Below are 330 nucleotides of genomic sequence, written 5' to 3'. Positions count from 1 at the left end.
GCTTCAGCCCCGACAACCCTCAGCGCTCGGACACTTCGGTGGCGGCCTCGGCCGGGCGCGGTGGCACCGCCAGCTCGTCGTCTGCATGGACCGGCGCCGGCGCAGGACGGGAGGGTTCGGTCGGCGTAGCCGCGGCGGCGGCGCTGTCGGCCGCGGCGGCTGCCTCGTCGCCGGCCTGCTCGGCCTGGGCGGCCGCGAACTGCGCCTGCAGCGCGCCGAACACCCCCGAGACCGCGCTGAACATCTGGATCCAGCGCGTGGCCTGGTTGGCCACCTGGCGGCTCCGCTCGGGCTGCAGCTTGCCGGTGATGAAGCCGCCGACCAGCCCGG

Annotated in this window: 1 protein-coding gene; it reads right to left on the bottom strand. The window is 76.1% G+C overall.

The window, feature by feature from the left end; translation table 11 throughout:
* Positions 1-19 precede the first annotated feature (19 nt).
* Positions 20-330, bottom strand: a 311-nt coding sequence (locus tag SB658_RS22695; protein WP_410602487.1) for a hypothetical protein, incomplete at its 5' end; no start/stop codon positions are given.

This window comes from Bacillus sp. SIMBA_008, from assembly GCF_046535495.1.
Classification (GTDB): Bacteria; Bacillota; Bacilli; order Bacillales; family Bacillaceae; genus Bacillus; species Bacillus subtilis.
This window is presented reverse-complemented; position numbering and strand designations above follow the sequence as displayed.